We start from the raw sequence: 26,363 nt of genomic DNA on the forward strand, positions 1-26,363 counted from the left end.
GCTTCACCTCTTACCGCGGCTTCTTGCCGAAGACCTTGATATATTCCGCTTCACCGCCCTTGGCGAGCGCCTTGGCCTGCTTGACCCAGTCGTCGCGTTCGATGCGGCCCTTGAAATTCAAGTATCCATCGACCCATTCGCGTTCAGCCTTCTTCCACGCCGCGACTTGCGCGAAGGTGAAGATGCCGAGTTCGTTCAAAATACCTTCGATCTTCGGACCGACGCCGGAGATCAGCTTGAGATCGTCGGGTGCTGCCGGCTTCTCGATGCCTGCAGGACGGTTCTTGTCCTCCAGCGAGGGCTTTGCATTGGCCGGAGCGGCAGCAGCCTTGGCAGGCTTCTCGGCAACGGCCGGAGCCGCTTCAGCAGCAGCGTTCTTGGCAGCAGCCTTCGGCGCCGTGTGCGGCGTCTTCAGCGTCGGATTGGTTTCTGCGTCCGTGCTCTTCGGGCGAGCGGCCTCAGACGGCGGAACACTGACAGCGTCGGCGTCTGCCTTCTTCGCGGAAGTCTTGGCCTTCGCCTTCGGCTCTTCGCTCAGAAGCGACGTCGGGCCACCTTCCGGCGACGAGAAGTGACGGTCGATCTGCGGGCCGGGCGTGATGCTCGCGCCGTTGCCGGCGTTGAACGTGTCGATGATCTCTTCGAGACGCTCAGGCGTCAGATCCTCGTAGGTGTCCTTGCCGATCATGATCATCGGTGCGTTGACGCAAGCCCCGAGACACTCGACCTCTTCCCAGGACAGCGTGCCCTCGGCGTTACGCTCGAACGGGTGCTGGTGGATCTTGCTGCGGCAGACGCCCATCAGCTTTTCCGAACCGCGCAGCATGCAGGGCGTGGTACCGCAGACCTGAACGTGGGCGCGCGTACCGACCGGACCGAGCTGAAACTGGGTATAGAAGGTCGCGACCTCGAGCACGCGGATATAGGCCATATCCAGCATGTCGGCGACCTTTTCGATCGCGGCGCGCGTGACCCAACCGTCCTGCTCCTGCGCTCGCATCAGCAGCGGAATGACCGCGGACTGCTGACGGCCTGCGGGATATTTCTGGATCGTCTTATCCGCCCAGACCGCGTTTTCGTCATTGAAGGCGAATGCGGCAGGCTGGAATTGATCTTCGGCTAGTCGACGAACGGACATTCTTCCTCACGCCTTGTCAGTTTAGGGTCCCACACTGCGAAGCTGTCAATGACTGCATCTCGCATGCGTAGGCCGACTGGTCTTTCTGCAAAAACACTACGAATTTCTTGCCATTCGGTACGGCGGCCTTGATCTGGTAACCCTTGGACAAGAGCTCCCCCATCGTGGCCCGACCGCTTGGCGGCGTTACTTCATCAGAACCGAGCTTAGGGCCGAATCCCTGCGTGTTGTTGTCCTGGGCGAAAGCCGAGGCGGCAACGAGGAATGCAGCGGCCGAGAGCACGGTGAGCTTCATCAGCGATCAACCTCACCGAAGACGATGTCGAGCGAACCGAGAACGGCGGCGACGTCGGCCAGCTGGTGACCGCGGCACATGAAATCCATCGCCTGGAGATGGGCATAACCCGGGGCGCGGATCTTGCAGCGGTACGGCTTGTTGCTGCCGTCGGACACGACGTAGACGCCGAATTCGCCCTTCGGCGCTTCGACGGCGGCGTAAACTTCGCCGGCCGGAACGTGGTAACCTTCGGTGTAGAGCTTGAAGTGATGGATCAGCGCTTCCATCGAGCGCTTCATCTGGCCACGCTTCGGCGGAACGACCTTGCCGTCAACAGAAGAGAACGGGCCTGTCTTGGCATCCGACAGCAGGCGGTTGACGCACTGCTTCATGATCTTGCAGGATTCGCGCATCTCGATCATGCGGATCAGGTAACGGTCGTAGCAGTCGCCGTTCTTGCCAATCGGAATGTCGAATTCGAGATCCGAGTAGCACTCGTAAGGCTGCGAGCGGCGCAGGTCCCAGGCAGCGCCCGAACCGCGAACCATGACACCCGAGAAGCCCCAGGCCCAGCAGTCTTCCAGCGACACGACGCCGATATCGACGTTACGCTGCTTGAAGATGCGGTTGCCGGTCAGGAGGTCGTCGATATCGTCGAGCTTGGACGGGAATTCGTCGCACCACTTGCCGATATCCTGGACCAGCTCTTCCGGCAGATCCTGGTGGACGCCACCCGGACGGAAATAGGCAGCATGCATACGGGCGCCACAGGCGCGCTCGTAGAACACCATCAGCTTTTCGCGCTCTTCGAAGCCCCAGAGCGGCGGCGTCAGCGCGCCGACGTCCATGGCCTGCGTCGTGACGTTCAGAAGATGCGACAGGATACGGCCGATTTCCGAATAGAGAACGCGGATCAGCTGGCCGCGGATCGGGATGTCGATGCCGAGCAGCTTTTCGACGGCCAGGGCATAGGCATGCTCCTGGTTCATCGGTGCGACGTAATCGAGACGGTCGAAATAAGGGACCGCCTGCAGATAGGTCTTGGTCTCGATCAGCTTCTCGGTGCCGCGGTGCAGCAGGCCGATATGCGGGTCAACACGCTCCACAATTTCGCCGTCAAGCTCCAGGACAAGACGAAGAACGCCGTGCGCCGCCGGATGCTGCGGTCCGAAATTGATGTTGAAGTTGCGGACGTTATGTTCTGTCATGCTGCCTGCTCCGGGCCAGATGCGCTGTCAGCTAAGCGAATGGCGAATAGCGAATAGCGAATAGTTGCATTCCGTTTCATTGCTTCTCCTGAAGATTTCGTATCAGCGCGCGCAGCATCCTGCCGATTTCGTCGCATCTGTCCGTCATCTTCCTGAACTCGACCTCGCGGATCAGTCCGACCCTTTGCGAGATGAGCATATGCGTTTCCAATTCCTTCAGCGAACCCTGGGCAATCCGCAAGAACTGAACGAAACTTCCCGTGACTTCACGGCCGTGACCTTCAGCAATGTTGGCTGCGACTGATGTCGCAGCCCTGCGGATTTGAGCAGTCAGACCGTAAGCCTCCTCCCTTGGAAATCCCTTGGTTAACTCGTAGCAATCGACAGCCAAGTCGATGGCCGCCTGCCACACCTTGAGATCTTTGTAGGAGCTTATCGTCTGCGCACCCTTTCCAACTATTCGCTATTCGCTACTCACTATTCGCTTCTTACTGCTTCGCCTTCTCATCACCCGGCAACACATAATCCGTGCCTTCCCAGGGTGACATGAAGTCGAAGTTGCGGAATTCCTGCTTCAGTTCCACCGGCTCGTAGACGACGCGCTTGGCAGCGTCGTCATAGCGGACCTCGACGAAACCGGTCGTCGGGAAGTCCTTGCGCAGCGGGTGCCCCTCGAAACCGTAGTCGGTGAGGATGCGGCGCAGATCGGGGTGACCGGTGAAGAGGACGCCATACATGTCCCAGGTCTCGCGCTCGAACCAGTCGGCGCCCGGATAGACGGCGCAGGCGGACGGCACTGGCGTATCTTCGTCGGTCGCGACCTTGATGCGGATGCGCAGGTTCTGCTTCGGAGACAGGAGATGATAGACGACATCGAAGCGCAGCTCGCGCTGCGGCCAGTCGACGCCGCAGATGTCGATCATGTTGACGAAGCCGCACTTGGCGTCGTCACGCAGGAACGTCAGCAGCGCGATCAGGTTTTCACCCGTCGTCGTCAGGGTCAATTCGCCGAACTTCAGCTGCGACGCGGCAACCAGGTTGCCACGCGCTTCCGAGATATAGGACGACAGCTCAGTGAGGGCTTCGCTCATATGTCTTGTCCTTAACCCTTACCGCTCGATCGTGCCGGTGCGCCGGATCTTCTTCTGCAGCAGGAGCACGCCGTAAAGCAGCGCTTCCGCCGTGGGGGGACAGCCCGGCACGTAGATGTCGATCGGCACGACGCGGTCGCAGCCGCGAACAACCGAATAGGAATAGTGATAGTAGCCGCCGCCGTTGGCGCAGGAGCCCATCGAGATGACGTAGCGCGGCTCGGGCATCTGGTCATAGACCTTGCGGAGCGCGGGGGCCATCTTGTTGGTCAGCGTGCCGGCGACGATCATGACGTCGGACTGGCGCGGCGAGGCACGCGGCGCAAAGCCGAAACGCTCGACGTCGTAACGCGGCATCGACAGCTGCATCATTTCGACGGCGCAGCAGGCGAGACCGAAGGTCATCCACATCAGCGAGCCGGTACGGGCCCAGTTGATCAGCTCGTCGGTCGAGGTGACCAGAAAGCCCTTGTCGGCGAGCTCGTTGTTGATTTCGCCGAAGAATGCGTCATTGGCGCCGATCGGCTTGCCGGTCGAGGGGTCGATAATCCCCTTCGGAGCCTGCGAAACGAGCGGCTGATTGCCGGCGGGGGTCACTCCCATTCCAGGGCTCCCTTCTTCCATTCATAGATAAAGCCGATGGTCAGCACACCAAGGAAGACCATCATGGACCAGAAGCCGAACCAGCCGATGGCGCCGAAGGAAACGGCCCAGGGGAAGAGGAAGGCGACTTCGAGGTCGAAGATGATGAAGAGAATCGACACGAGATAGAAGCGGATGTCGAACTTCATGCGGGCATCGTCGAAGGCATTGAAACCGCATTCGTAAGCGGAGAGCTTTTCCGAATCAGGCGCCTTGAAGGCAACGGCAAACGGCGCGATCAGAAGCGCCAGGCCGATAACGAGAGCGATACCAATGAAAATAGCGATCGGAATGTAATTACCGAGCAGTTCAGTCATCATGTTCATCCCTGCTTGCCGGCTGCGCCGGGCGGCGCAATGGGCAAATGCCCGGCAAGCGAACGTGCGTTGCAACAAGCCGTGGTTAGCGCAGGCTGAGCCACGGCGCAAGACTTTTAGAAGACCAATTCCAACTGCGATGATGCGACATTATCAAGCAGCTGCAACGATGTCGCGACAAATCCGCGTAAGTTGCGAGAGGCTGCATGGCAGCCCACCAAAATCTGCATGGCTTGGAGAAGAAATGGCGCGAGTGACGGGGCTCGAACCCGCGACCTCCGGCGTGACAGGCCGGCACTCTAACCGACTGAGCTACACCCGCACTTCATTTCAAGCAATCCGGAGGCTTTCGCTTCCTTCACCGAGGCGGGCTGGCCGCTTCGATGAGCGGCTAACTAAGGGGTTCGCATTTGAGTGTCAAGCAGGTTTGGAGACAAAACGATGACAGCACAGAAATTGTTTTGGGCCACCCCCGGGACAGCCTCCAATGGCACCCCGGCACACACGCGCCCGCACACATGAGAGGTACAGCGCCACCGCCAAGCAGCGCGCCTCCCCTCCCCTTTTTTCCACAGGTAACCGACCCGCGGAAATCAGGGCTTACCGCAGCCGCCTTCCAAAAAAATCAAAAATTCTTCACAAACACTCTTGCGGTTTTTTCCCGATCCGCATAGATCACGGCCACCGACGCGGCGGGCCGAACAGGCTTCGTGACGCGAGGGCGATTAGCTCAGTTGGTAGAGCGCCTCGTTTACACCGAGGATGTCGGGAGTTCGAGTCTCTCATCGCCCACCATTCTTTTCCTCAGACAAATCTCGCATATTTGATGTTCCGCAACATCTGCGTTGTTGGCGATTCGACGTCTTTCGGCTACTTGGCTGCTGGAAACATCCGGTGCCCCGCAGAAGGCGAGAATCATGAAAACACGCGAAGAACGGCAGGCGCAGCGCGCGGCGATGCCGCGGACACAGCTTTCGGCTCACCATATGGAGAATGCCAAGCTCCTGCCGGATCGGGGAGAGCTGCTCTACCGCATTCCGAATGGCGGCGTTGGCGTCGAGGTCGGGGTGGCCTTTGGCGAGTATACGGCCGAGATCATCGAGAAGAACCGCCCTTCGCAGCTCTTCCTTATCGATCCCTGGGGGATGGACCGGTACAGTTCCGGCCTGCATGACGTGCAGACCAAGTTCGAGGCGGAGATCGCTTCCGGACAGGTCACGCTGATGCAGGGCACGTCTCTGGAGAAGCTCAACGAGTTCGAGGACGGGTTTCTCGACTGGGCCTATATCGATACCGACCATTCCTTCGAGCTCACCTGGCAGGAGCTCCTGCTCTGCGACAGGAAGGTGAAGCGGACGGGGCGGATTGCCGGGCATGATTTCTGCACCGGCAATACGGTGAAGCCGATCGTTTATGGCGTCGTCGAGGCCGTCACCAAGTTCTGCAAGGACTACGGCTGGCAGTTCGAGTTCCTGACGGTCGAATCACATGCGCATTTTTCCTACTGCCTGAAGCGGCTCTGACGCCGCTGTGGCGGCCGGCACGGATGCCGGTCGCCTTTTCTGCCGGATGCTTACGCCTGACGCGAAACGCTCCAGCTCTTTCCTGCATATTGGTCGTCGCTGACATGCTCCATCCAGTCGACCGGGGAGCCGTTCAGCGCTTCCTGGATGGCGATGTGGCTCATTGCGGTGTCGGGCGCTGCACCATGCCAATGCTTTTCGCCAGGCTCGAACCAGACGACGTCGCCGGGGCGGATCTCGCGGATGTCCTGCCCCCAGACCTGCACGAGGCCTTTGCCTGACGTCACGATCAGCGTCTGACCCAGGGGATGGGTGTGCCAGGCGGTGCGGGCGCCGGGCTCGAAAGTGACGGTGGCGGCGCGCACCCGGGCGGGATCCGGCCCTTCGACGATCGGGTCGAGGCGGACGGTGCCGGTGAAATAGTCGGCGGATGGCCTGGTCGAGGGCCGCGATCCGGCCTGCTTGATGTCCATTGTGATTCTCCTGCGATTGATCCGGTGCGTGCGTGCAAACGTAGGTCAGTGACAGGATGATTTGAAGTGGAGGAAGACCATGCGACGCACCGGTCTCATCATCATCGCCGCGATTCTCGCCATCATCGCCCTGCCGCATCTGGCGAGTGCGCGCGATTTCGCGCTCGAGGATTTCTTTGCCGGGCGCAGCATGGCCCAGGGAGAATTCAAGGCGATCAACGGCGTCGACCGCAAGTTTCGCGTGGCGCTGACCGGCCGCTGGAACGGCAGGCAACTGACGCTGCGCGAGGATTTCGTCTATGCCGACGGTCAGCGCGAGCGGAAGACCTGGCGCTTCATCAAGACGGCGCCCGGCCGTTACAGCGGCACCCGCGAGGATGTGGTCGGCCCGGCGGAAGTGACCATCAAGGGCGATGTGGCGCGCTACAGCTATCTCGTCGATATCGCGCCCGGGCCGAAGCAGAATATCGTCCGCTTCCACGATACGATTCGGCGCCAGCCTGATGGGACCCTGCTGAATACCGCCTGGGTCAGCAAATTCGGCTTCCCGGTCGCCACCGTGCGGGTCGTCTTCTCGAAGAAGTGAGGCCCTGCCCTATCTCCCTTGCGGTCGCGCGCTTGCCGCCCCTTGCGGCGGCTGCTAGGTGCGATGCAGTTTCATCACGAGGGAGATTTTCCATGAAAGAGCATAGTTTCGGCCGCATGCCGTTTTCGGTCACCAATGTCGGCTTCGGCGCCTGGCAGATCGGCGGCTCCTGGGGTGACGTCAGCGAGGCCGATGGCCGCGCCGCCTTGAACGCAGCACTCGATGCCGGCATGACCTTCATCGACACCGCCGACGTCTATGGCGACGGCCGCTCGGAAAAGATCGTCGCCGACGTCCTGAAGAGCCGCGGCGGCAAGCGCCCGATGGTCGCCACCAAGGCCGGACGCCGCCTCAACCCGCATGTCGCCGACGGCTACACCAAGGCCAATCTCGAGGGCTTCATCGACCGCAGCCTGAAGAATCTCGAGGTCGAGAGCCTCGACCTCGTGCAGCTGCACTGCCCGCCGACGGAAGTGCTTTACCGCGCGGAGGTCTTCGAAGGCCTGAACGAGCTGCAGAAGGCCGGCAAGATCAAGGGCTACGGCGTCAGCGTCGAGAAGGTCGAGGAAGCGCTGAAGGCGATCGAATTCCCGGGCGTCGAGAGCATCCAGATCATCTACAACATCTTCCGCCAGCGCCCGGATCACCTGTTCTTCCAGGAAGCCCGCCGCAAGAACGTCGCGGTGATTGCCCGCGTGCCGCTCGCCAGCGGCCTGCTCTCCGGCAAGATCACCCGCGACACGAAATTCGCGAGCGACGACCACCGCAACTTCAACCGCAACGGCGAAGCCTTCGATGTCGGCGAGACCTTTGCCGGCGTCCCCTTCGAGGTCGGCCTGCAGGCGGTCGAGGAAGTCCGCAAGCTGGTGCCTGCGGGCGCCACGATGGCCGCATTCGCGCTGCGCTGGATCCTGATGCACGAGGCCGTTACCGTGGTCATCCCGGGCGCGCGCAATGGCGAGCAGGCGAAGGCCAATGCCGAGGCCGCCAGCCTTGCGCCGCTTTCCCAGGACGTGATGGCGGCGACGCGGGAGATCTACGAGCGGCTGATCGCACCGCATGTGCATCATCGCTGGTAGGATTTGCACGGATTGAATGAGAGATGGCCGGGTTATTGCCCGGCCGTTTTTGTTTGGCCTGACTGACACCCCAAACACTTCCCTCATCTCTGTGCTTGTCACAGAGATCCAGCCGTCCCAAGTCCTTGGGAGGGAGAGACTCTTTTCGCCGCGCAGACGCGCGGCGGCTGGATCCCTGTGACAAGCACAGGGATGAGGGAGAGATTGGCGCTACCGCCTCATTTCATAGCAGGTCCAAACAACAAAAAGGCCGGGCTTGCGCCCGGCCTTCCGGTTTCATCCAGCTACCGCCAGCTCAGTTCGTGCCGACCAGGTTGACCGGGAAGAACAGGGTCTCGCCGGAGGAGTCGCTGACGCCGTCGTTGTCGGTGACGGCGTAGGGCTTGCCCGAGGCGTCGAAAGCGAAGCCTTCAAGCTTGTCGAGGACGTAGCCGTTGGTTGCCGTCTTCAGTTCGTCGAGGAAGTCATGGGCTTCCGCCTTCTTGACTACCGGAAGTTCACCGCCGAGCTTGGCGGGCTTCAGGTCGGAGATGGCGACCTTGTAGAGCTTCTTCAGCTTGGCAGCATCGCCGACGAGGTTGTCACGCTCGATGATGTAGACGCTGTCGCCGTGGGCGGAGATTTCCGAGAGACCGACCCAGCCGTTTTCAGACTTGTCGAGCGGGTAGCGCACGGCGCCCCATTCCTTGCTCTTCGGGTTGTAGGAGACGAGCTTGACGAAGCCCTTCTGGTCGTCCTTCCACTCGCGCTGTACGGCCATCCACAGCGTTGCGTCGTCGCCGGAGCCGACGATCGTCACGCCTTCGAAGCCGTAGCGGATCTCGTTATCCGTCAGTTCCTTCGGCAGCGCGATCTCTTCCTTGATCTCGCCCTTCGGGTTGACGTGGTAGAGAGCGTGCGGCAGCAACTTTTCGCTATTGCCTTCCGAAGCCAGCCAGAACCAGCCCTTGGCGTCGACGGCGATGCCTTCGATGTCGAGCTTCTGGGCAGCGGCGCCATCGCGCTTGACGGTCATGGCGTCGGTGATGACGGCAGGCTTCTTGGTGGCGTCGATCGTGTAGATCGTCGGCTGATTGCCGAGAACGCTGTCGGACACGGCGAAGAGCTGGCCGGCCTTTTCAGGAACGGCGGCAAGGCCCGAAAGCGCTGCGAAGCCGATCGGATTGCCGTCCTTCTCTGCCGAGACGATCTGCGGATAGGCCTTTTCGCCTTCGCTGCGCTCATAGATCATGACATGCGAGCGTGGGCCGCCATCTTCGCCGAGATCGGCTTCGTTGGCCGTGGCAAAGAGATTGCGGCTCGGGATGGCGATCGCGCCTTCCGGCGAGACGCCCGACGGCAGGATCTGCAGCAGTTCCGGGTCCGCGCCGGTGTCCTTGAAGACGCCGACGACCGAAGCGCGCTCGGCGAGCAGGAAGAACAGCTGGTCGTCGCCGAACTTAGCGGCTTCCAGACCTTCAGGCTCGACGCCCTTCGAGGACGAGCGACCTTCCGGATAGTGGCCGAGATGGGCAACGGCGCGCTCGAAGGACGAGCCCGATTCGTAGAGAACCTTGCCGGTCTTGTCGAAGATGGTGAAGCCGCGCGAACCGCCTTCATAGTCGCCTTCGTTGGCGACGACGAGACGGTCGTCGTCCAGCCACTTCACGGCGTCGGGCTCGCGAAGAGCGCCCTTGGCTTCGCCGGTGAACTTCAGCTGGCCGTCCTTCTTGGTGTCGATGCCGGAGAGATCGGTGCTGCCAGCGGTGAAGTGCGTCTTCACCGTGCCGGTCTTGCCGTCGATGATGACGATCTCGTTGTTTTCCTGCAGCGTCAGGGCGATTTCGCCCTGGCCGTTGAAGGAGACGAATTCGGGCTCCGGATCTTCAGGCGCGATGCCGGCGAGACCCGTCAGCGTGACGTGCTTGATAGTACCGCAATCGACGGTGCCGTTTTTGACCTGGAAGAGCACGAGATCGCCAGCCGGCATCTGCGGGATCTTGCCGTCGTTGATCTCTTCGTCACGCTCGTTCTCGATGGCGATCGTGCCGAGCGTCTTGTCCTTGTTGAGAGCGATCGAATCCGGCTGGCCGCCGAGATCGCAGGTATTCTCGATCTTCTTGGTGGCAACATCGACGATGGCGAGGCGGCCCGACGGCTTGACCTTACTTTCGCTGGTGTTGACGGCGACGAGCGCCTTGCCAGAGGTCGAGGTAACCGACGTCGGCTCACCGTCCATCATCAGCGCGCCCAAGGCCTTCGGGGCCTTGGCGTCGGTGATGTCGACGAAGCCGATCGCGCCGAGCGGGCTGTCGCTGTAGATCAGCGTGTTGCCGTCGTCGGTTGCGGTGATGATTTCTGCAGAGGTCGTCGAAAGCTTGTCCTTGCCTTCAGGCAGGTTCGAAGCGACCGGAAAAGATGCGATGCGATTGAAAACAGGCTCGGCAACTGCCGGAAAGGCAACAGAAGCCAGGAGCACGGCAGCGAGCGCTGCCTTGCGCGATGAAATAGTCATGAAATCCCCCATGCGTCGAAAAATCGAAACATGGGGGTTTTGAGGGAAACGGATGACAGGCGGATGACACCGGGTGCAGTTTTGCACCGCTTTGCATCAGGCCGCGTTCTTCTCCCGGCGCATCTCGTTGCGCATGATGAAGAGCGAGGCTGTCAGGATCAGTGCGGCGCCGAGCCAGAGATAGCCCGCTGGCGCATAGCCGAAGAACAGCCATCCGGCGAGAACGTTGAGCGGCAGCTTCAGGTCGTCGAAGGGCTGGACATAGGCGGCATCGGCGACGGTGTAGGCCAATGTCAGCAGATATTGCGCAAAGACGGTCAGCAGACCAGCGAAGACGAAGAGCGCCAGGGTCATCCCCTCGGGCACCTCGAAACCGGCTACCCCCGCCAGCACGCCGTTGATCGGCGTCAGCAGCACCAGCAGCCAGACGGTGATGGTCTCCGGTTTCTCGATGCCGGTCAGGCTCTTGGTGATTAGCGACGACGCGCCCCAGAAGAGCGCCGAGATAATCGGAAGGAGTGCCGCCCAGGTGAAGGCGTCCGACCATGGCTGCAGGATGATCATCGCACCGGCAAAGCCGACCGCCGTTGCCGCCCAGCGTGCCGGGCCGACGCGCTCGCCGAGAAAAAGGCGGGCGCCGAGGATGATGAAGAAGGGCGAGGTCATGACCAACGCGATCGCCTGCCAGATCGGCACCGAGGCCAGACCGGACACCCAGGCTTCGACCCCGAGGGCGGCGAGCGCTACGCGAACGATATGGCGCCAGGGATAAGAGGTGCGCATTGCCGAGAGGCCGGCGCGGCGCAAGAAGGGAAGCGAGAAGAGGAGTGCGAAGGCATATTGCCAGAAAGCGGCGGAAGCGGCTGCGAAGCCGAGCTTCATCGTCAGCCATTGGGTGACGACATTGAGAACGGAAAAGGCGATGCCCGCCAGCACCATGAAAGCGGCACCGGCCATCGCACGCGACGAGGAAAAAGCAAGGGAAGTCTGATTCATGTCTTTCATCCAGAAAGGGACCAACACAAATCAGGACGCATGAGCGCAGGACGGCAGCCGGACAGACCCCTGCCCCGCTCACAGCTTGCGATCATTCTCTTTCATCCGGACTATACCGTCGGCTCCGGAATTGCACCGGATCTGCTGACCCCCGGCCGTTGACGGCCGAAGCGCTCGCGGGCTTGGGCCGAGACCCTTTACCGCCGGTGGGGACTTTCACCCCGCCCTGAGAACGGCCGATCCGTAGATCAAAGGCCTGCGCTCCGCAAGACCACGGAAATGCGAAAAGGGTCCGGCTTTCGCCGAACCCTTCGAAGTGATGCTCTTCTACCGGTAGCCGGTCTCAGAACTCGGACCATTCCTGCTTCACCGCGGCATTGCCGTGGCTGGCATAGACCGGGGCCGATGCAGCACTGCGCTGCGGGCGGGCCATGGCGGCCGCCGTCTGGCGCAGGGACGCAGCGTTGGTCTCGGCGCGGCTGCCGCCGAGCTGGAACTGGCCGATCAGCTGGTTCATGCGATCGGCTTCGGCGGCCAGCGTGGCGCTCGCGGCATTGGTCTCTTCGACCATCGCGGCGTTCTGCTGGGTCACCTGATCCATCTGGTTGACGGCGCTGTTAACTTCGGAAAGACCGGTCGACTGTTCGCGCGACGACGTGGCGATGGCGTCCATGTGCTGGTTGATGGTGACGACCAGCTGTTCGATGGTCTTCAGCGCCTCACCGGTCTCGCGCACCAGCTTGACGCCGCCTTCGACTTCAACCGACGAGTTGCGGATCAGGTCCTTGATCTGCTTTGCGGCCTGGGCGGAACGCTGTGCCAGTTCACGGACTTCCTGGGCAACGACGGCAAAGCCCTTGCCGGCTTCACCGGCACGCGCTGCCTCAACACCGGCGTTCAGCGCCAGCAGGTTGGTCTGGAAGGCAATCTCGTCGATGACGCCGATGATGCTGGAGATCTGGTTCGACGACTGCTCGATCCGCTCCATCGCATCGACGGCATTGGCAACAACCGTGCCGGAAGCCGTGGCGCTGCGGTTTGCCTGGATCGCCACCTGGCGGGCCTCGTCGGCGCGCTTGGAGGAGTTCGAGACATTCACGGTGATCTCATCGAGAGCGGCTGCGGTCTCTTCGAGCGAAGCGGCCTGCTGTTCGGTGCGCTTCGAGAGATCCTCGGCGCCCTGGCTGATCTCGCGAGTACCCCCGGTGATAGAGACCGCCGACTGGGCGACGGCGCGGAGCGTGCCGCCGAGCTGCGAGATCGCACCGTTCAGGTCATGGCGGAGTGCTTCGAAATCCGGGGCGAAGGCATCGTTGAGCTGGAAGTCGAGCTCGCCGGCTGCGAGGCGGCGCAGACCACCAGCAAGACCGGCCGTTGCCTGCTCGAGGCGCTGCTGGGCGGCGGCTTCCGCTTCGGAAGCAAGGCGAGCCCTGTCGGCGTCGGTCTTGGCGCGGGTCATCTCGGCGTCGGCCTGCAGGCGCTGATTGTCGATCGCGGCAAGACGGAAGATCTCGACGGCATTGGCCATCTGGCCGATCTCGTCCTCCCTGCCCTTACCCGGAATTTCCGATGCGGTGTCGCCGGCGGCCAGACCGCGCATCGACTTGGTGATGCGGACGATGGGGCTCGCGATGCCCGAAATTCCGAAATAGATCGCGGCGAAGACGATCAGGGCGCTGAGGCCGAGAACGGCGGAGATCAGCGTCAGGGTCGTGGAATACTGGCTGCGGCTTTCGGCGAGACCGGCAGCAGCTGCGTCCTCGTTGAAGGCGACGAGCTTGTCGACGTTGTCTGCCAGGATATCGGCGACCGGGCCGAGGTTTGCGTCGAAGGCATTGATCGCGTCCTGCTGCTTGCCGGCCTTCGCCAGCGCGATCATCTTCTGGCCCTCTTCGATATATTTCTGCGAGGAGCTGTCCATTTCCTGATAGATGCCGCGCTCGACATCGGTATCAACGAGGTCCTGATAGGCGAGGACCGTCTTGCGGAGCTTGGCTTCGCGCTCGCCGATCTTCTTTTCCAGCGCCGCCTCGTCGCCCGAGGTGCGGCCCATCGCCAGGTCGCCGTAGGAGCCGCGCAGCGAATAGCGGGCAAGCTGGATATCCTTGGCCTTGGAAATGCCGGGATGCATGCTGGTCGCGAACAACTCGTTGTTCTTGTTGGAATCGCGCAGGCCGGTGACGGCGATATAGCCGGTGGCTCCGAACATTATGGTGAGAACGGCGAAAATACTGATCATTGCCGTCTTAATATCAGGACGCTTCATCGAAAGACCTCATGAAAAACACGCCGCTACCGGCGCCAAAAATCAAGCAACAGAAAAAGGGAAAGCGGCGTCATGCCGACCGGATACGATCGGAGAGCAATGAAGGACGACCGTTGGGGGCGGATCGTATGGATCAATATTTAATCGAATGTGAACGATGCACGGCAGCTATTGCCAGAGAACTGCGCGCTTTTGCGCGGTGAAGCAAAGCCCTGAATGCAAAAAGGGTCCGGCTTTCACCGAACCCTTCGAAACTTTACCTGCCGGTCTCGTTATCCGGCGGCCAAGTTAAACCGGATTAGCCGTTTACGGCATCCTTCAGGCCCTTGCCGGGCGTGAACTTCGGCACGTTACGAGCCGGGATATCGACTTCAGCGCCGGTGGACGGATTACGGCCCTTGGTAGCTGCGCGATGAGAAACGGTGAAGCTGCCGAAACCGGCGAGGCGTACGTCGCCCTTCTTCTTCAGTTCGCCCTGGACAACGTCGAAAACAGCGTCGACAGCAGAAGCGGCATCAGCCTTGGTGAGGCCAGCTTTTTCGGCAACTGCGGACACGAGTTCATTCTTGTTCATGTTTCCACCCCTTTCAATGGTTTGAAACGACTCAATCTGTAAGCCAGGCACAGAATAGGTTTCATCAGGCCCGCCGCAACCCAAAAGCCCTGCAAATCAAGGAAAAGCAAGCACCTCCGGCGGGTTTTCACAAAAAAGGCTGGCGTTTTGCGCCAGCCTTTTCGGTCATTTGCAGCAATTTGACATAAATGGGGCGAATATCACTCAGTGAGCGATGCCAGCACCCGTTTCATCAAGACCTTCGACCGTTGCGATGACCGGCGTTTCAACCGTTCCATCCCATTCGATCGGCTCCGGCCGCCGGATCAGAGCATGCTTGATCACCTCGCCCATGCGGGATACCGGGATGATCTCCATGTTGTTCTTCACGTTATCCGGAATCTCCGCCAGATCCTTGGCGTTTTCTTCCGGGATCAGCACCTTCTTGATGCCGCCGCGAAGCGCTGCGAGCAGCTTTTCCTTCAGACCACCGATCGGCAGGACGCGGCCGCGAAGGGTGATTTCACCCGTCATCGCCACGTTCTTATCAACCGGGATGCCGGTCATGATCGAAACGATCGCGGTTGCCATGGCCACACCAGCCGACGGACCATCCTTCGGCGTTGCGCCTTCCGGCACGTGCACGTGGATATCCGACTTGTCGAAGCGCGGAGGCTCGATGCCGAAATCGACGGCGCGCGAGCGAACGTAGGATGCAGCAGCCGAGATCGACTCTTTCATCACGTCCTTCAGATTACCGGTGACCGTCATGCGGCCCTTGCCCGGCATCATCACGCCTTCGATCGTCAGCAGTTCGCCGCCGACCTCGGTCCATGCGAGGCCGGTGACAACGCCGACCTGATCTTCGCGCTCGGCTTCGCCGTGGCGGAAGCGCGGAACGCCCAGGTAGGTGTCGATGTTTTCGGCGGTCACATGAACCGACTTCGTCTTGCCCTTGATGATCTCGGTGACTGCCTTGCGGGCGAGCTTCATCAACTCGCGCTCGAAGTTACGAACACCGGCTTCGCGAGTGTACTGCTGGCTGATCGCCATCAGAGCATCGTCGCTGACCGAGAACTCGTTCGGCTGCAACGCATGTTCCTTGATGGCCTTCGGCAGCAGGTGCCGCTTGGCGATCTCGCGCTTTTCATCTTCGGTGTAGCCGGCGATACGGATGACTTCCATGCGGTCCATCAGGGGCGCCGGGATATTCAGCGTGTTCGCCGTCGTGATGAACATCACGTCCGACAGGTCGTATTCGACTTCCAGGTAGTGGTCCATGAAGGTCGAGTTCTGCGCCGGATCCAGCACTTCGAGCAGAGCCGAAGACGGATCGCCACGGAAATCCTGGCCCATCTTGTCGATTTCGTCGAGCAGGAAGAGCGGGTTGGACTTCTTCGCCTTCTTCATCGACTGGATGACCTTGCCGGGCATCGAGCCGATATAGGTGCGGCGGTGACCGCGGATTTCAGCTTCGTCACGAACGCCGCCGAGAGCCATGCGGACATACTCGCGGCCGGTCGCCTTGGCGATCGACTGGGCGAGCGAGGTCTTGCCGACGCCCGGAGGGCCGACGAGGCACAGGATCGGGCCCTTGATCTTGGTGGCACGGGCCTGCACGGCCAGATACTCGACGATGCGCTCCTTGACCTTGTCGAGACCAAAGTGATCGGCTTCGAGGATCTTCTCGGCATTGTTGAGATCGGACTTGATCTTCGACTTCTTGCCCCACGGAATGCCGAGCAGCCAGTCCAGATAATTGCGCACGACGGTGGCTTCAGCCGACATCGGGCTCATCTGGCGCAGCTTCTTCAGCTCGGCGTCAGCCTTTTCCTTGGCTTCCTTGGAAAGCTTGGTCTTGGAAATGCGCTCTTCCAGTTCGGCCATCTCGTCGCGGCCTTCCTCGCCGTCGCCAAGCTCCTTCTGGATCGCCTTCATCTGTTCGTTCAGATAGTATTCGCGCTGGGTCTTCTCCATCTGGCGCTTGACGCGCGAGCGGATGCGCTTTTCGACCTGGAGGACCGAGATCTCGCCTTCCATGAAGCCGAGGGCCTTTTCGAGGCGGGCCTTGACGCTGGTGGTTTCCAGCATCTCCTGCTTCTCGGTGATCTTGATCGACAGATGCGATGCGACCGTATCGGCAAGCTTCGAGTAATCGTCGATCTGGCTGGCAGCGCCGACGACTTCAGGAGAGATCTTCTTGTTGAGCTTCACGTAGCTCTCGAATTCCGAGACGACGGAGCGCGACAGCGCTTCCAGCTCGACCGGATCGTCATGCGGCTCTTCAAGCACATGGCCGAGGGCTTCGTAGAAATCTTCGCGAGCCGTATAGGCGTCGATCTCGGCGCGCGCACGGCCTTCGACCAGAACCTTGACGGTGCCGTCGGGAAGCTTCAGCAGCTGCAGAACGTTGGCCACGGTGCCGACATTGTGGATCGCGGACGGATCCGGATCATCGTCGCTGGCGTTGATCTGGGTTACGAGCATGATCTGCTTGTCGGAGCCCATGACTTCTTCAAGCGCACGGATCGACTTTTCGCGGCCGACGAACAGCGGCACGATCATGTGTGGGAAGACTACGATGTCGCGCAGGGGCAAAACAGGATAGGCAACACTGCTCGCTACAGACGTTTTCTTCGTCATTTCTTATTCCTTTCCATCGTCCCGTTTCCGGGCTCTCTGGCGCGGCCGCTTGGGACCCGGCCGGCACTCTCACTTGGATTACAAGTGGAGGTTCTTCTTACCCTTTTCAAGCCACGCCAACGCCCGCGCTCCCCGCTTGTGACAGACTTATTACAAAGGAACGCCCACACTATGACGCGCGTAACTGTAGTGGCGCTTACCAATTCCGAACCGGCTAAAATACTGGACCGGAAAACACACTACGGAATCATTCCATCATTGCCGGGGACGCCGCATTCCGCAACGTCAGGAACAGCGTTTTCAAGCTTCTTCTGCAATAATTAACAGGAGGGCTCCCGGTTCACAAAATAGAAAGGGGCTCGCCGCAGGCAAGCCCCTAAATCTAACCATGCCGTCTACGACTATCAGGCAGAGGCGTTGGCCTTCTCGTCCTGACGGTCAGCGTAGATGTAGAGCGGGCGGGCCGAGCCGCGGGCAACCTCTTCCGAAATGACCACTTCGCGAACACCTTCCAGCGCCGGCAGTTCGAACATCGTGTCGAGCAGGATCTTTTCCATGATCGAGCGAAGGCCGCGGGCGCCGGTCTTGCGGATGATCGCCTTGCGGGCGATCTCGCGAAGAGCGTCCTCGTGGAAGGTCAGTTCCACGTCTTCCATCTCGAACAGGCGCTGATACTGCTTGCTGAGCGCGTTCTTCGGCTCGGACAGGATCTGGATCAGTGCATCCTCGTCAAGATCTTCGAGCGTCGCCAGAACCGGCAGACGGCCGATGAACTCGGGGATGAGGCCGAACTTGACCAGGTCTTCCGGTTCGAGTTCGCGCAGCACTTCGCCGACGCGGCGTTCGTCCTGAGCCTTGACGGTCGCGCCGAAGCCGATCGAAGTCTTCTCGCCACGGGCGGAGATGATCTTGTCGAGGCCGGCAAATGCGCCACCGCAGATGAACAGGATGTTCGTCGTGTCGACCTGCAGGAATTCCTGCTGCGGATGCTTGCGGCCGCCCTGTGGCGGCACCGAGGCAACGGTACCTTCCATGATCTTCAGAAGCGCCTGCTGCACGCCCTCGCCCGACACGTCGCGGGTGATCGAAGGATTGTCCGACTTGCGGGAGATCTTGTCGACTTCGTCGATGTAGACGATACCGCGCTGAGCGCGCTCGACATTGTAGTCGGCAGCCTGCAGCAGCTTCAGAATGATGTTTTCGACGTCTTCACCGACATAGCCGGCTTCCGTCAGCGTCGTCGCATCGGCCATGGTGAAGGGAACGTCGATGATGCGGGCGAGCGTCTGGGCAAGATAGGTCTTGCCGCAGCCGGTCGGGCCAACCAGCATGATGTTGGACTTCGCCAGCTCGATTTCGCCGTTCTTGGTCGCATGCGCGAGGCGCTTGTAATGGTTGTGAACGGCAACCGACAGGATCTTCTTCGCCTGACGCTGGCCGATGACGTATTCGTCGAGAACCTTGATGATGTCCTGGGGCGTCGGAACGCCGTCGCGGGACTTGACCATCGAGGACTTGTTCTCCTCGCGAATGATGTCCATGCACAATTCGACGCATTCATCGCAGATGAACACCGTCGGCCCGGCAATCAGCTTCCGGACTTCGTGCTGGCTCTTTCCGCAGAAGGAGCAGTACAGGGTATTTTTGGAGTCGCCGCCGTTGCTGCCGCTGACCTTGCTCATATCACTTTCCTTCCAGCACGCCGCATTTCAAAGGTGAAATCGCGGTCCACTCAATGGCCCGCCAGCCCGCTCCGCCACCGGAGCATCAGCCGGCCTAGCTTCAAGGGGTAAGAACCGGAACCCAACCAAACACGCTCAAGTTCCGGCGGCAACGAATTCCCCTTCGAATGCCGAATGCTATGTCATCAAAATTCAACATAGCATTAATACTTACTCTTAGCGTGTCCGCTTGGGGATTAAACCCCTTGTTCAATCACAATTGGGATAGAACTGTGGCAGCGAAAACACCATCCCAATTAATCACTATGCCGCCGCATCGCCTTCCATCTCGCTGCGCGACGTCAGAACCTTGTCGACCACGCCCCATTCGCGGGCTTCGTCAGCGGTCATGAAGTGGTCGCGATCGAGCGTCTTTTCGACTTCCTCGTAGGAGCGGCCGGTATGCTTGACGTAAACCTCGTTCAGGCGGCGCTTCATCTTCAGGATGTCGCGTGCATGACGCTCGATATCCGAGGCCTGGCCCTGGAAACCGCCCGACGGCTGGTGAACCATGATGCGGGCGTTCGGCGTTGCGAAGCGCATGTCCTTATCGCCGGCGCAGAGCAGCAGCGAGCCCATCGAAGCGGCCTGACCGATGCACAGCGTCGAAACGGCAGGCTTGATGAACTGCATCGTGTCGTAGATCGCCATGCCGGCGGTGACGACACCACCTGGCGAATTGATGTAAAGCGCGATTTCCTTCTTCGGGTTTTCGGCCTCAAGGAAGAGAAGCTGGGCGCAGACGAGCGTCGCCATGTGATCCTCGACAGGACCCGTCAGGAAGATGATGCGTTCCTTGAGCAGGCGCGAGTAGATGTCGTAGGAGCGTTCACCGCGGTTGGTCTGTTCCACAACCATCGGCACGAGGGCCATAGCGGTATCGACTGGGTTTCTCATGTGCGTCCTTTGTCAAAGTCTTGCCGGCCGGCGCCGGGAATCAAGAAAAATGCCTTTTCCCTACATAGAGTGTCCCTGCCCTCTACTTCAAGACACGCATAAGGATAACGTTAAGAAGCAAAGGTCAGGCGGGAGCAGACTTTCTCCTGCGATGTAGCTGCTATCTGCGAATTGCAGCTTAACGGCGAGAGAGCAGCGGGCACCCGCACAGCTTTTCTCGGTGACAGGATGAAGCAAAGCTTAATCCATCGGCATGTGCTTTTGCACGTTCACGCTTTGGAAACGCTAACCGCGAAATTCACGCCAAACCCTTCTGCCAATTAATCAACTGGCGAAGATTGGCGGATGAGTATGCCCCGACTTCAAGGGGTATTGCCGTGTTTAATGTCGCTACAGGATTGGCCATCTGGTGTTCGGAGGCCATGACGCTCGCTCTGCTGCTGTTCATGGCGTGGCGCCACAACACGCGCAACAAGGCCTATCTGGTCTGGGCTTTCGGTTTCCTGCTCAGCGGAACCGGTTTCGCCATGGTGGCGCTGCGCGGCACTATCCCCAACATTCTATCGATCGAAGCCGGAAATGCCGTCGCTCTGGCCGGCCAGAGCGCATGGGTTGCCGGATTCATGGCGCTCGACCGCCGCAAGATCGAGTGGTGGGCACTGCTGCCGCCGGCAATCTGGCTGGCCGGCGTCTTCCTGCCCTGGGTGGCCAGCGACTACGGCAACCGCGTCATTCTCTATAACCTCGCCTCGGCCACCGGCGCTACCGGTCTTGCCATGGCTGTTGCCACCGGCAATCTGCGCAACGAGCGCACCCGCAGCAAGCTCGCGGCGATCTTCGTCGTCCAGGGCGTCCTCTGCTTCTCCGTGGCGCTGATGATGGCACTGACCTTGCCAACCGACGCGCAAGCGACCAATTACGGCGGTGCGGCGGCCATGGCGAGCGCCTTCCTGCTGACGATCGCCTTCGCGCTCACCTGCCGCATGATCATGGAACGCTCTGAAAGGCATTTGCGCGTGTTGAGCCTCACGGATTCACTGACCGGCGTCTGGAACCGCCGCGGCCTGTTTGCCCGCTTCGACGCCATCCAGGAAAAGGCGTTTGACGAGAAGCGCCAGGTCGCCGTCCTGCTGTTCGACCTCGACCATTTCAAACGCGTCAACGACCGCTTCGGCCATCAGGCGGGCGACGCCGTACTCTCCGCCTTTGCGCTGACGGCGCGCCAGTTCGTGCCGCACAATGTCTTCGGCCGTATGGGCGGCGAAGAGTTCGCGGCCTTTGCGACCGTTGCCGACCAGACCGAAGCGGAAGCGCTGGCGGAATCGATCCGCGCCGAATTCTGCCGCCTGCCGATCGCCACCGGCGAGGCGATCGTGCCTGCAACCGTCAGCATCGGCGTTGCCATTTCTTCGGCAATCGAAGCCAATGTCGACAAGATGATCTCCGCCGCCGACCGGGCGCTCTATGCCGCCAAGGGCGCCGGGCGCAATTGCAGCGTCATCTTCGGCGAACAGGAAACCGCAGCCCCTGCCCCGGCGCAGATGGACCAGAATGCCGGCGAACTCGTTCCTACCGTCGACGACCAGGTCGAGGCGCTGCGCCGCATGGGATCGCTCTCCCGCGCCGGTTGACGCGCGAGCCTCCCTCACGTCTTTTCGAGGCTTGGCAAATCCGCTAAGCCTCGGATCATGATGATAGCACCCTTCCTTTCGATCGATCCCGATACCCGCCGCGTCTCTCTCGACAGCAGCGATCCTGCTTTCTACGGCAACCCGAACGCCGTCTATTCGGCGCTCCACCAGCATTGTCCGACCTTCTACTGGGAACAGCAGAAGCAGTGGTTCTTCACGGGCTACGACCATGTGAACAGCCTGCTGCGCGACCGCCGTTTCGGCCGCCAGATCCTGCATATCGCGACCCGCGAAGAGCTCGGCCTGCCGGAGCCTGATCAGCATGTGGCGAATTTCGATCTCGCCGAGCGCTATTCGCTTTTGGAGCTTGAGCCGCCGGAGCACACGCGGCTGCGCACGCTGGTCAACCGCGCTTTCGTGTCCCGCCATGTCGAGCGGATGAAGCCTGAGCTGGAAGAGCTCGCCAACCGGCTGATCGACGGCTTCCAGGACAAGGGCGAAGTCGAGCTGCTCTCGGCCTTCGCCGACATCATCCCGGTGACGATGATCGCCCGGATGATCGGCATCCCCGAGGAGATGGGGCCGCAGCTTCTCGACTGGTCGCATGCCTATATCCGCATGTATCTCTTCGGCCGCACCCGCGAAGACGAGGACGGCGCCGAGAAGGCCGCCAAGGAATTTTCCGATTACGTGAAGACGGTGATCGCCGAGCGCCGCGCCAATCCGCGCGACGATCTGCTCAGCCACATGATCCATACGGAGCATAAGGGTCAGTTCCTCACCGAGGACGAGCTGATCTCGACGACCATAGTGCTGCTCAATGCCGGTCACGAGGCGACCGTTCACCAGATCGGCAACTCGGTGCGGGTCATCCTTGATAACGGCTGCGATCCCGCCCTCCTCTTCAAGGACGAACCGACAACGGAGCGGACCGTCGAGGAAACGCTGCGCATCTGCGCGCCCGTTCACATCTTCCAGCGCTGGGCGCTCGAGCCCGTCGAGATCGACGGCATCTCCTTCAAGCGCGGCGACAAGGTCAGCCTCATCCTGGCGGCCGCCAATCTCGACCCGGCGAAGTTCACCGATCCCCTCACCTTCAAGCCGGATCGCAACGAAGCCCCCAACCTCTCCTTCGGCGCCGGCATCCATTTCTGCATCGGCGCGCCGCTGGCGCGTCTCGAGCTCAACATCGTCCTGCCGATCCTCTTCAAGCGCCTGCCGGGTCTCCGGATGGCGAAGGTTCCGGAGGTCAAGGACGTCTACCACTTCCACGGGCTGGAGAGGCTCGATCTGGCGTGGTGAGCTCAGCGCTTATCCGCAATCTCCCCAAAGCCGCCGATTTCGCGCAGGAGCTTGCGGTATATGGCACTCGGGTAGTCGGCTGCCGAGCGGACCGGCATGGCGAAGGCGCCTGGGCCGCCAATGACCTCGCGGTGGAAATAGGAGAACAGAGCTTCCGGCGAGAGCGGCGGCTCGTCATCGTCGTGCTCGCCGCGGGCGCTGATGACGAGAGCGTTGATGGTCATGCCGCCGGCGATCAGTTCTCTTCGCACCGGCTCGACATCGCGGCCGATGCTGTTGACGCCGTCGCTGGAGATGTTGACGACGAGGCGTTCGGGCGCGTAGCCGCTCTGGCGTAGAAGCGACGCCGAATAGGAGAGCGCCTCGCTGATCGAGGTGCCGCGGCGCAGTTTCGTCGGGGAATTCTCCGCAAGCCGCAGCGAGAACATCCAGCAATCGGCCTCGTCCTTCAGCAGCGTCCAGGGGATGACCATGCGCTGGCCGTGGTCGCCACCCCATTCGAAATAGGCAACGGCGATGCGGCCATATTTCCCGCGGCCGATCGCGTCGATGATCTCGGGCTGGCGGAAGGCGGCGACGAAGCCCTCCTGCTGCATCGCCTTTTCGCGCGGATCCATCGACGTCGAGACGTCGGCGGCGATCACCAGCGCCAGATCGATCCTTTCGCTGGCAGCGGCGTCCGATGTCATGCAGATCGAAAGCAGAACTCCTGCGACGGCTCCGTGCAGAAGCCATCGGCGCATCATTGTCCGAACCATGGTGCCCCCCCGCGCGGCATGCCGCTAGCGATGCAGCCGTCTTATCGAAAGCACCATCGGCTGTACATTAGCACATTGGGATACACCTGTATGGATATAGCCGAGCGGTTGCGGCGTCAGCCGTAACGACCGGTGATATAGTCCTCGGTGCGCTTGTTCTTCGGTGCCTGGAATATCTGCGAGGTCGGGCCGTATTCGACGAGCTCGCCGAGATACATGAAGGCCGTATTGTCGGAGATGCGGCTCGCCTGCTGCATGTTGTGCGTGACGATGACGATGGTGAAATCGGTCTTCAGCTGCGAGACGAGCTCTTCCACCTTTGCGGTCGAGATCGGGTCGAGCGCCGAGGTCGGCTCGTCGAGCAGCAGCACTTCGGGGCGAAGGGCTACGGCGCGGGCGATGCAGAGACGCTGCTGCTGGCCGCCGGAAAGGCCGAGGCCGCTGCCCTTCAGCTTGTCCTTGACTTCGTCCCAGAGAGCCGCCTGGCGCAGCGCCTGCTCGACGCGGACGTCCATGTCGGCCCTGCCGAGGCGTTCGTGGTGGCGGATGCCGTAGGCGATGTTGTCGTAGATCGACATCGGGAACGGCACCGGCTTCTGGAACACCATGCCGACGCGGGCGCGCAGCTCGTTCATCGAATAGCGCGGGTCGAGGATGTTCTGACCGTCGAGCTTGACCGTGCCGGTGGCGCGCATCTTCGGATAGAGCATGTAGATGCGGTTGAGAATGCGCAGCAGCGTGGACTTGCCGCAGCCAGAGGGGCCGATCAGCGCCGAGACCTGACGTTCGGGGAAATTCAGGCTGACGCTGCGGATGGCATGGGCGTCGCCGTAGTAGAAGTTGACGTCTTCAAGGGTGAGCTTGTCGTTAGCCATCGGCGTCGCGGTCCTGCGGGTGTCTAATGTGGAGGAAGATTGCAGCATCATTTGCCACCTTTGCGGTTCAGAACGGCGCGGGAACCCACGCTGAGCAGCAGCACGATTGCGGTCATGACAAAGGCGCCGGCCCAGGCGAGCACATGCCATTCGTCATAGGGGCTCATCGCATATTGGAAGATGACGACCGGGATGTTGGCCATCGGCTCGGACATGTCCGTGCTCCAATACTGGTTGTTGAGCGCGGTGAAGAGCAGCGGTGCCGTCTCGCCGGAGATGCGGGCGACAGCGAGCAGGATGCCGGTGAGGATACCGGCGGACGCTGCGCGATAGAGCACGGCGACGGTGACCTTCCAGCGCGGAATGCCGAGCGAGAGTGCAGCCTCGCGCATGACGTCTGGCACCAGCCGCAGCATCTCGTCGGTGGTACGCACGACCACCGGCAGGAAGATGAAGGCGAGCGCGATGCCGCCTGCATAGCCCGAGAAATGGCCGGTCTGGCGTACCACGAGCTCGTAGACGAACAGGCCGATGATGATTGACGGTGCCGAGAGCAGGATGTCGTTCATGAAGCGGATGATATCGCCGATCTTCTTGCCGCGGCTGAATTCGGCCAGATAGGTGCCGGCCAGCACGCCGACCGGCGTGCCGATGATGACAGCGAGAACCACCATCATCAGGCTCCCCATGAAGGCGTTGGCAAGGCCGCCGTCTTCGCCTGGCGGCGGGGTCATTTCGGTGATGAGCTTCGGGCTCAGCGCCGAAAGGCCGTTGATCAGCGTCGTCCAGAGGATCCAGATCAGGAAGATCAGGCCGAGGCCGGTGGCGGCGACGCAAAGCGTCAGCGCGATGGCGCTCTTGATCTGGCGGCTGCGGTAGAGGGAGGAGGAAACGCTCATGTTACTCGCCTCTCTGCTTTGCCATGCGCAGCAGCATCAGCTTTGCGGCGGCAAGGACGATGAAGGTGACGACAAAGAGGATGAAGCCGAGAGCGATCAGCGACGAGAGATAGATGTCGGTATCGGCCTCGGTGAATTCGTTGGCGATGGCGGCAGCGATCGAGTTGCCGGGCTCCATCAGCGATATGGCGATATTGTGCGTGTTGCCGAGCACGAAGGTGACGGCCATGGTTTCGCCGAGCGCACGGCCGAGACCAAGGAAGATGCCGCCGACGACGGCAGTGCGGGTATGCGGGATGACGATATCGCGCACCACTTCCCAGCGGGTCGAACCCAGCGCATAGGCCGATTCCTTCAGCTGCGCGGGAACGACGAGGAAGACGTCGCGCATGACCGAGGAGATGTAGGGGATAATCATGATCGCCAGCACGATGCCTGACGTCAGCATGCCGATACCCATCGGGGCGCCGGAGAACAGAAGACCGATGCCGGGGATCGGGCCGAGCCAGTCGATCAGCGCCGGCTGGACGTAATCGGACATGAAGGGGGCGAAGGTGAAGAGGCCCCACATGCCGTAGATGATCGAGGGAATGCCGGCGAGCAGCTCGATGGCGCCGCCGATCGGTCCGCGCAGCCAGCGTGGCGCGACTTCGGTGACGAAGACGGCAATGCCGAGGCTGATGGGAACGCCGATCAGCATCGCCAGCGCGGAGGTGACCAGCGTGCCGTAGATCGGCACCAGACCGGCAAAGTGCTGGGCGACGGGATCCCATTCGGTGCCGGTGATGAAACCGAAGCCGAAGGTGCGGAAGGCCAGAAGCCCGCCCCATGCCATGGAAATTGCAGCGGCCAGAAGGGCTGCGAGGACGAACAGGCCGCAGCCCATCACGATCCAGAAGAAAATGCGGTCGCCGGTGGCGCCATCGCGGCGCTTCACCTCCGGCCCGACGGCCGGCAGCGATGCCAGTGCTTCGCTCATATCTATACTCGACTT

At 61.1% G+C, this 26,363-nt stretch carries 24 protein-coding genes, 2 tRNA genes and 1 riboswitch; of the genes, 6 read left to right on the forward strand and 20 right to left on the reverse strand.

What is annotated here, in order from left to right:
• Positions 1–10: 10 nt before the first annotated feature.
• The 8 genes from ACODR6_RS18290 to ACODR6_RS18325 all read right to left on the reverse strand — a co-directional run bounded on the left by ACODR6_RS18290 (position 11) and on the right by ACODR6_RS18325 (position 4,995).
• Positions 11–1,138 (reverse strand): NADH-quinone oxidoreductase subunit E, encoded by a 1,128-nt coding sequence (locus tag ACODR6_RS18290; protein WP_489023422.1) that lies wholly within the window; start codon positions 1,136–1,138, stop codon positions 11–13.
• Positions 1,139–1,154: 16 nt separating this feature from the next.
• Positions 1,155–1,433, reverse strand: coding sequence for a hypothetical protein (locus ACODR6_RS18295; protein WP_199628745.1), 279 nt, complete (start codon positions 1,431–1,433; stop codon positions 1,155–1,157).
• Entirely contained in the window at positions 1,433–2,623 is a 1,191-nt protein-coding gene (locus tag ACODR6_RS18300) for an NADH-quinone oxidoreductase subunit D (protein WP_199628746.1), read from the reverse strand. The genes ACODR6_RS18295 and ACODR6_RS18300 overlap by 1 nt, the downstream gene beginning before the upstream one ends.
• A 76-nt stretch (positions 2,624–2,699) precedes the next feature.
• Entirely contained in the window at positions 2,700–3,059 is a 360-nt protein-coding gene (locus tag ACODR6_RS18305) for a four helix bundle protein (RefSeq protein ID WP_203429997.1), read from the reverse strand.
• A 52-nt stretch (positions 3,060–3,111) separates the two neighbouring features.
• On the reverse strand, positions 3,112–3,714 hold the full coding sequence (locus ACODR6_RS18310; protein ID WP_112389671.1) for an NADH-quinone oxidoreductase subunit C: 603 nt from the start codon (positions 3,712–3,714) through the stop codon (positions 3,112–3,114).
• Between the two features lie 18 nt (positions 3,715–3,732).
• Positions 3,733–4,317 carry a NuoB/complex I 20 kDa subunit family protein gene (locus tag ACODR6_RS18315; RefSeq protein ID WP_112389670.1) on the reverse strand — a complete coding sequence of 195 codons (585 nt, stop codon included), beginning with the start codon at positions 4,315–4,317 and terminating at the stop codon, positions 3,733–3,735.
• Positions 4,308–4,673, reverse strand: coding sequence for an NADH-quinone oxidoreductase subunit A (locus ACODR6_RS18320; RefSeq protein WP_112720492.1), 366 nt, complete (start codon positions 4,671–4,673; stop codon positions 4,308–4,310). Before ACODR6_RS18320 ends, ACODR6_RS18315 begins: the two co-directional genes overlap by 10 nt.
• A gap of 245 nt (positions 4,674–4,918) precedes the next feature.
• A tRNA-Asp gene (locus tag ACODR6_RS18325) sits at positions 4,919–4,995 on the reverse strand.
• A 397-nt stretch (positions 4,996–5,392) separates the two neighbouring features.
• On the opposite strand from ACODR6_RS18325, the gene ACODR6_RS18330 reads away from it, so the two are divergent.
• Together ACODR6_RS18330 and ACODR6_RS18335 are read left to right on the forward strand one after the other, a co-directional pair.
• A tRNA-Val gene (locus tag ACODR6_RS18330) sits at positions 5,393–5,468 on the forward strand.
• Between the two features lie 122 nt (positions 5,469–5,590).
• Positions 5,591–6,196 (forward strand): class I SAM-dependent methyltransferase, encoded by a 606-nt coding sequence (locus tag ACODR6_RS18335; RefSeq protein ID WP_112720484.1) that lies wholly within the window; start codon positions 5,591–5,593, stop codon positions 6,194–6,196.
• Positions 6,197–6,246: 50 nt separating this feature from the next.
• On the opposite strand, the gene ACODR6_RS18340 is transcribed toward ACODR6_RS18335, so the two are convergent.
• Positions 6,247–6,669, reverse strand: a complete 423-nt coding sequence (locus ACODR6_RS18340; protein ID WP_449096730.1) for a (R)-mandelonitrile lyase — start codon at positions 6,667–6,669, stop codon at positions 6,247–6,249.
• 79 nt (positions 6,670–6,748) lie between these two features.
• On the opposite strand from ACODR6_RS18340, the gene ACODR6_RS18345 reads away from it, so the two are divergent.
• Both ACODR6_RS18345 and ACODR6_RS18350 read left to right on the forward strand, forming a co-directional pair.
• Entirely contained in the window at positions 6,749–7,255 is a 507-nt protein-coding gene (locus tag ACODR6_RS18345; protein ID WP_489023426.1) for a DUF3833 family protein, read from the forward strand.
• A 92-nt stretch (positions 7,256–7,347) separates the two neighbouring features.
• The gene (locus ACODR6_RS18350) at positions 7,348–8,334 is read left to right on the forward strand and encodes an aldo/keto reductase (protein WP_130282622.1); all 987 of its coding nucleotides are present in this window, start codon (positions 7,348–7,350) and stop codon (positions 8,332–8,334) included.
• Positions 8,335–8,629: 295 nt separating this feature from the next.
• Here ACODR6_RS18350 and ACODR6_RS18355 read toward each other — a convergent pair whose 3' ends face one another.
• The 7 genes from ACODR6_RS18355 to clpP form a co-directional block, all read right to left on the reverse strand.
• On the reverse strand, positions 8,630–10,828 hold the full coding sequence (locus ACODR6_RS18355; protein ID WP_489023428.1) for an esterase-like activity of phytase family protein: 2,199 nt from the start codon (positions 10,826–10,828) through the stop codon (positions 8,630–8,632).
• Between the two features lie 96 nt (positions 10,829–10,924).
• Positions 10,925–11,824 (reverse strand): DMT family transporter, encoded by a 900-nt coding sequence (locus tag ACODR6_RS18360; protein ID WP_489023430.1) that lies wholly within the window; start codon positions 11,822–11,824, stop codon positions 10,925–10,927.
• A gap of 89 nt (positions 11,825–11,913) precedes the next feature.
• Positions 11,914–12,062: riboswitch (FMN riboswitch) on the reverse strand.
• Between the two features lie 105 nt (positions 12,063–12,167).
• Entirely contained in the window at positions 12,168–14,090 is a 1,923-nt protein-coding gene (locus tag ACODR6_RS18365; protein WP_489023432.1) for a methyl-accepting chemotaxis protein, read from the reverse strand.
• A 298-nt stretch (positions 14,091–14,388) separates the two neighbouring features.
• Positions 14,389–14,664, reverse strand: a complete 276-nt coding sequence (hupB, locus tag ACODR6_RS18370) for a DNA-binding protein HupB (RefSeq protein ID WP_112718664.1) — start codon at positions 14,662–14,664, stop codon at positions 14,389–14,391.
• A 204-nt stretch (positions 14,665–14,868) separates the two neighbouring features.
• Positions 14,869–17,286 carry an endopeptidase La gene (lon, locus tag ACODR6_RS18375; RefSeq protein ID WP_489023434.1) on the reverse strand — a complete coding sequence of 806 codons (2,418 nt, stop codon included), beginning with the start codon at positions 17,284–17,286 and terminating at the stop codon, positions 14,869–14,871.
• Positions 17,287–17,690: 404 nt separating this feature from the next.
• On the reverse strand, positions 17,691–18,968 hold the full coding sequence (gene clpX, locus ACODR6_RS18380) for an ATP-dependent Clp protease ATP-binding subunit ClpX (protein WP_489023436.1): 1,278 nt from the start codon (positions 18,966–18,968) through the stop codon (positions 17,691–17,693).
• A gap of 303 nt (positions 18,969–19,271) precedes the next feature.
• Positions 19,272–19,904 carry an ATP-dependent Clp endopeptidase proteolytic subunit ClpP gene (gene clpP, locus ACODR6_RS18385; protein ID WP_489023438.1) on the reverse strand — a complete coding sequence of 211 codons (633 nt, stop codon included), beginning with the start codon at positions 19,902–19,904 and terminating at the stop codon, positions 19,272–19,274.
• A gap of 377 nt (positions 19,905–20,281) precedes the next feature.
• Between clpP and ACODR6_RS18390 the strand changes: the two genes are divergently transcribed.
• Both ACODR6_RS18390 and ACODR6_RS18395 read left to right on the forward strand, forming a co-directional pair.
• Positions 20,282–21,535, forward strand: coding sequence for a GGDEF domain-containing protein (locus ACODR6_RS18390; protein ID WP_489023440.1), 1,254 nt, complete (start codon positions 20,282–20,284; stop codon positions 21,533–21,535).
• A gap of 57 nt (positions 21,536–21,592) precedes the next feature.
• Positions 21,593–22,837: a cytochrome P450 gene (locus ACODR6_RS18395; RefSeq protein ID WP_489023442.1), complete on the forward strand. Its 1,245-nt coding sequence runs from the start codon at positions 21,593–21,595 to the stop codon at positions 22,835–22,837.
• 2 nt (positions 22,838–22,839) lie between these two features.
• Here ACODR6_RS18395 and ACODR6_RS18400 read toward each other — a convergent pair whose 3' ends face one another.
• From ACODR6_RS18400 to pstC, 4 genes are all read right to left on the reverse strand, one after another.
• Positions 22,840–23,595 carry a DUF1194 domain-containing protein gene (locus ACODR6_RS18400; RefSeq protein ID WP_489023444.1) on the reverse strand — a complete coding sequence of 252 codons (756 nt, stop codon included), beginning with the start codon at positions 23,593–23,595 and terminating at the stop codon, positions 22,840–22,842.
• A gap of 116 nt (positions 23,596–23,711) precedes the next feature.
• The gene (gene pstB / locus ACODR6_RS18405; RefSeq protein WP_489023446.1) at positions 23,712–24,518 is read right to left on the reverse strand and encodes a phosphate ABC transporter ATP-binding protein PstB; all 807 of its coding nucleotides are present in this window, start codon (positions 24,516–24,518) and stop codon (positions 23,712–23,714) included.
• Complete coding sequence (gene pstA, locus ACODR6_RS18410; protein ID WP_112718687.1) at positions 24,518–25,369, reverse strand: phosphate ABC transporter permease PstA; 852 nt, start codon at positions 25,367–25,369, stop codon at positions 24,518–24,520. Before pstA ends, pstB begins: the two co-directional genes overlap by 1 nt.
• 1 nt (position 25,370) lies before the next feature.
• Complete coding sequence (gene pstC / locus ACODR6_RS18415) at positions 25,371–26,348, reverse strand: phosphate ABC transporter permease subunit PstC (RefSeq protein WP_112718689.1); 978 nt, start codon at positions 26,346–26,348, stop codon at positions 25,371–25,373.
• Between the last annotated feature and the right edge of the window lie 15 nt (positions 26,349–26,363).

The organism is Rhizobium sp. FG96 (genome assembly GCF_057808655.1).